The organism is Ideonella azotifigens (assembly GCF_006519715.1).
GTDB classification, from domain to species: domain Bacteria; phylum Pseudomonadota; class Gammaproteobacteria; order Burkholderiales; family Burkholderiaceae_C; genus Ideonella; species Ideonella azotifigens.
Window position 1 is genome coordinate 1 of sequence record NZ_VIDT01000604.1, and the last position, 3380, is coordinate 3380.

The following is a 3380-nucleotide window of genomic DNA, read 5'->3' on the forward strand; positions in this document are numbered from 1 at the left end:
CGCGAAGCCGCCGTGGCCGCCTACGAAAAGGCGCTGCAGACCGGGTTCCAGGAAGTGGCCGACGCCCTGGCCCGCCGCGGCTCCGTGCAGGAACAACTCGACGCGCAAACCGCCTTGCTCGCCGCCGCCCAGGACAGCCAACGCCTGGCCGACGCCCGCTACCAGCAAGGCGTGGCGACCTACCTCGCCGCCCTCGAAGCGCAGCGCACCGCGTACAGCGCCGGCCAGTCGCTGATCAGCCTGCGGCTGGTGGAACTGGGCAATCGGGTCACGCTGTATCGGGCCCTGGGTGGTGGCTTGGCGGAACCTGCGGCCAGTGGCGCACAGGTTGCCAACAACTGATCGAAGGCGGGCCTCTACGGCCGCGACGAGTCCTCCGGGCGCCGCTGCGGCCGGAGCGGGGCCGGCCCGGCTCGTCCAATACAGTGCGGGACAAACAGCAGCAGCGTGACCCCATCACGCTTCGCGTTCCATGACGCTGAGCAAGCACCTGAAGACCTGGGCCAGGCGAATCAAGCGCGACGGCGTGACGCTCTGGTTCGCCGGCAAGCATCCCCGCACGCCCTGGTACGCGAAGGCCCTCGGGGTGTTCGTCGTGGCCTACGCGCTGAGTCCCATCGACCTGATCCCGGACTTCATTCCGGTCCTGGGCTACCTCGACGACGTGCTGCTGCTGCCTGGCCTGATCTGGTTGACCATTCGGCTCCTGCCACCGGAAGTCCTCGCCGAATGCCGCGCGCAGGCGGACGCGTGGATGCAAGCCAACGGCAGGAAGCCGAACTGCCGGGCAGGGGTCGTGCTCGTGGTGGCGCTGTGGTTGGCCATCGGCTTTGCGCTCTTGTACTGGCTGCGCGGGGCGGAGTGACCCTCGGCCCGTTGGCCGATCAGTGCAACAGCCGCAACAGACCCGAGACGATCACGTTGATCACCAGCAGCACGAGCAACGGGAAGACCGCCGCGCGCAGCCGCGACCGCCCTGCGGCGGGCCCGCTGCCGCGCGGCACGAAGCCGGCAAGGGCCAGCAGTTCGAACACCTTCGCACTGCCGCCGCTGCAGTAGAAGCTCATCAAGCGCGGGTAATCCGCCTGGTTGTGCACGATGCGCACCCCACCACTGAGCCAGCGAGGCCCCAGCGGTTCGATGGCCACCACCTGATCGGGCGTGAAGCGGTAGGTCCGCAGACCGCGCAAGCTCAGAACGCCGCCTTCAACAGCGAACAGATCGGCCCCCCCGCGGCCGCCCCAGCCCACACGGGTCTTGCCGCCGAGGCTGAGTCGAGAAGCACTTGCGTTCATGGCCGCCTCCTTGACAAGACGGGTGCCATCGTGCCCGCGCCGATGCCGGCAATCATCGCGATCAGACCGCGCAGCCTGTCCATGGTGTTCCCTCCGATGGTGGTTCGCCTCCGGCCCCGAGCAACACGGAGATCGCGGTGGCTGTCTACCTGGATGAACGAGGAGGGGGCGCGTCGATGGACATTGAGGTCGGAATTTTTTGTGTCCAGTCCGCGGCAAGCGGGCGGCGGCGCGGGGCGGCGATGCTCGTCGCCAGGAGCGCCGGTTCCTCCTGCCAAATGGTCGTTTCGTCGCGCGCTGGCGGACGCTGCGGCGTGCGCTCGCTACAGTCGCCGACGCGAAGCGGTTGGCGGGAAGCGATGGTGCTTCTCCCTGCCGAAGCTGCGCTTTCAACCTCGGGAGACATGCGAAGTGGGCACGTGGAAAAAGTGGCTGGGCGGGTCGTGGGTGGCGCTTGCCGTCGCGATGCAGGCGCAGGCGCAGGCGCAGGTCGACCTGGCCTCGCTGGACCGGGACATGGTGGGACCTCGGGCGCAGGTGCTGGTGCTGGGCACCATGCACCTGCGCGGATTGCCGCAGGGCTTTGATCCGGCAACGCTGCAGGGCTTGCTGGACCGGTTGGCCGGCTTCAGGCCAGACATCATCACCATCGAGGCGCTGCCTGGCGAGGAATGTGATTTCGCGGCGCGCCATCCGGCCAAGTACGGCGCGGACTACTGTGCGCCGACCGACCTGGCGAAGGCGGCCACCGGGCTGGACGTGCCGGCCGCCATTGCCGAAGTGAACAAGGCGCTCAAGGCCTGGCCTGCGCAGCCGACGCCGGTACAGCGGCGGCGCCTGGCTGCGCTGTTCCTGGCGGCGAGCGAGCCAGCGTCGGCCTATGTGCAGTGGCTGCAGTTGCCGGCCGCCGAGCAGCGCGCTGGTGACACGTTGGACGCGCCGCTGGTGGCCATGCTCGGTCAGATCGGGACGCGCAACAACGAGGACTACCAGTTGGGTGCGCGCCTGGCGGCGCGGTTGGGCCTGCAGCGCGTCTTCGCCGTGGACAACCACACCGGGGACAGCCTCGATGTCGCGGACACGAAGGCGTTCGGGCGGGTGATCGAGGCTGCATGGGCTTCGGGAAGAGGGGCGTTGAACGAACGTGAGAAGCGGGAGAAGGTCTTGCTCCAGGCCCCTGACCTGCTGCCGATGTACCGCTTCCTCAACGATCCCGAAGGCTTGCGCGTGCTCGCGGAGGTCAACGTTGCCGCGGCTTTGCGCGCCAGGTCGCCTGAGGGTTATCCGCAGATCTGGGTTGCAGGCTGGGAGATCCGCAACCTGCGCATGGTGGCCAACATCCACGAGACCTTCCGCGAACGCCCTGGCGCCCGAGTGCTGTCCATCGTCGGCGCCTCGCACAAGCCGTGGTTCGACCATTGGCTGGGCCAGCTGTCGGGGGTGGACATCGTCGACGTGGCTGGGGTGTTGAGGTGACGCGATGAGCGGTCCGGTGTCCGCTCAACTGGCGGCTGGCGTGTACCAGCGCCAGCCGCGGCGGCCGGCGCGCTTGGCGGCGTAGAGCGCGAGGTCGGCGCATTTGTAGAGCTCGGCCGCGCTGTCGGCTTCGTGCGGGCCGCGGGCCAGGCCAATGCTGGCGCTGGCCTGCAGGCGCTGGGACTGGTGTTCGACCGGCAGGTCCAGGCTGTCGATGATGCGGCGGCAGACCTGCTCCACGTCCTCGGTGGCGGTGGTGCGGGTGAGCAGCAATGCGAACTCGTCGCCGCCCAGCCGGGCCACGCGGTCCACCTCGCGCACGGCGTCTCGCAGGCGCTGGGCCACGGCCACCAGCAGCGCGTCACCGGCATCGTGGCCCAGGGTGTCGTTGATCTGCTTGAAGTGGTCCAGGTCCAGCAGCATCAGCGTGAAGGGCTGGCCACGCTGGGCTTCGGCCAGCAGGCGCTTCAGGTCCTCGTTGAACAGGCGACGGTTGGCCAGGCCGGTCAGGCCGTCGTAGTAGGCCATTTGCTGCAGTTGGCGCTCGCTCTCGTGCAGCTCGGCGCTGCGCTGCTCCAGCTCGGCCGTGCGGCTGGCCACCAGCGTTTC

Annotated in this window: 5 protein-coding genes; 3 read left to right on the forward strand and 2 right to left on the reverse strand. The window is 68.8% G+C overall.

Annotation, left to right across the window (positions count from 1 at the left end; all coding sequences use genetic code 11):
- Both FKP22_RS24845 and FKP22_RS24850 read left to right on the forward strand, forming a co-directional pair.
- Positions 1-342: TolC family protein (locus tag FKP22_RS24845; protein ID WP_170201074.1), on the forward strand; the 342-nt coding region annotated here is incomplete at its 5' end.
- A gap of 130 nt (positions 343-472) precedes the next feature.
- On the forward strand, positions 473-865 hold the full coding sequence (locus FKP22_RS24850; protein WP_141290332.1) for a YkvA family protein: 393 nt from the start codon (positions 473-475) through the stop codon (positions 863-865).
- A gap of 19 nt (positions 866-884) precedes the next feature.
- Here the strand turns inward: FKP22_RS24850 and FKP22_RS24855 are convergent, their stop codons facing one another.
- Positions 885-1295: a hypothetical protein gene (locus tag FKP22_RS24855; protein ID WP_141290333.1), complete on the reverse strand. Its 411-nt coding sequence runs from the start codon at positions 1293-1295 to the stop codon at positions 885-887.
- Between the two features lie 411 nt (positions 1296-1706).
- Here FKP22_RS24855 and FKP22_RS24860 point away from each other — a divergent pair, with 411 nt between their 5' ends.
- Positions 1707-2771, forward strand: coding sequence for a DUF5694 domain-containing protein (locus tag FKP22_RS24860; protein WP_211361569.1), 1065 nt, complete (start codon positions 1707-1709; stop codon positions 2769-2771).
- A 24-nt stretch (positions 2772-2795) separates the two neighbouring features.
- Here the strand turns inward: FKP22_RS24860 and FKP22_RS24865 are convergent.
- Positions 2796-3380: GGDEF domain-containing protein (locus FKP22_RS24865; protein WP_141290334.1), on the reverse strand; the 585-nt coding region annotated here is incomplete at its 5' end.

Coding starts and splice junctions, on each gene's coding strand:
- FKP22_RS24850 (WP_141290332.1), top strand. CDS start 473: ATGACGCTGAGCAAGCACCTGAAGACCTGGGCCAGGCGAATCAAGCGC.
- FKP22_RS24855 (WP_141290333.1), bottom strand. CDS start 1,295: ATGAACGCAAGTGCTTCTCGACTCAGCCTCGGCGGCAAGACCCGTGTG.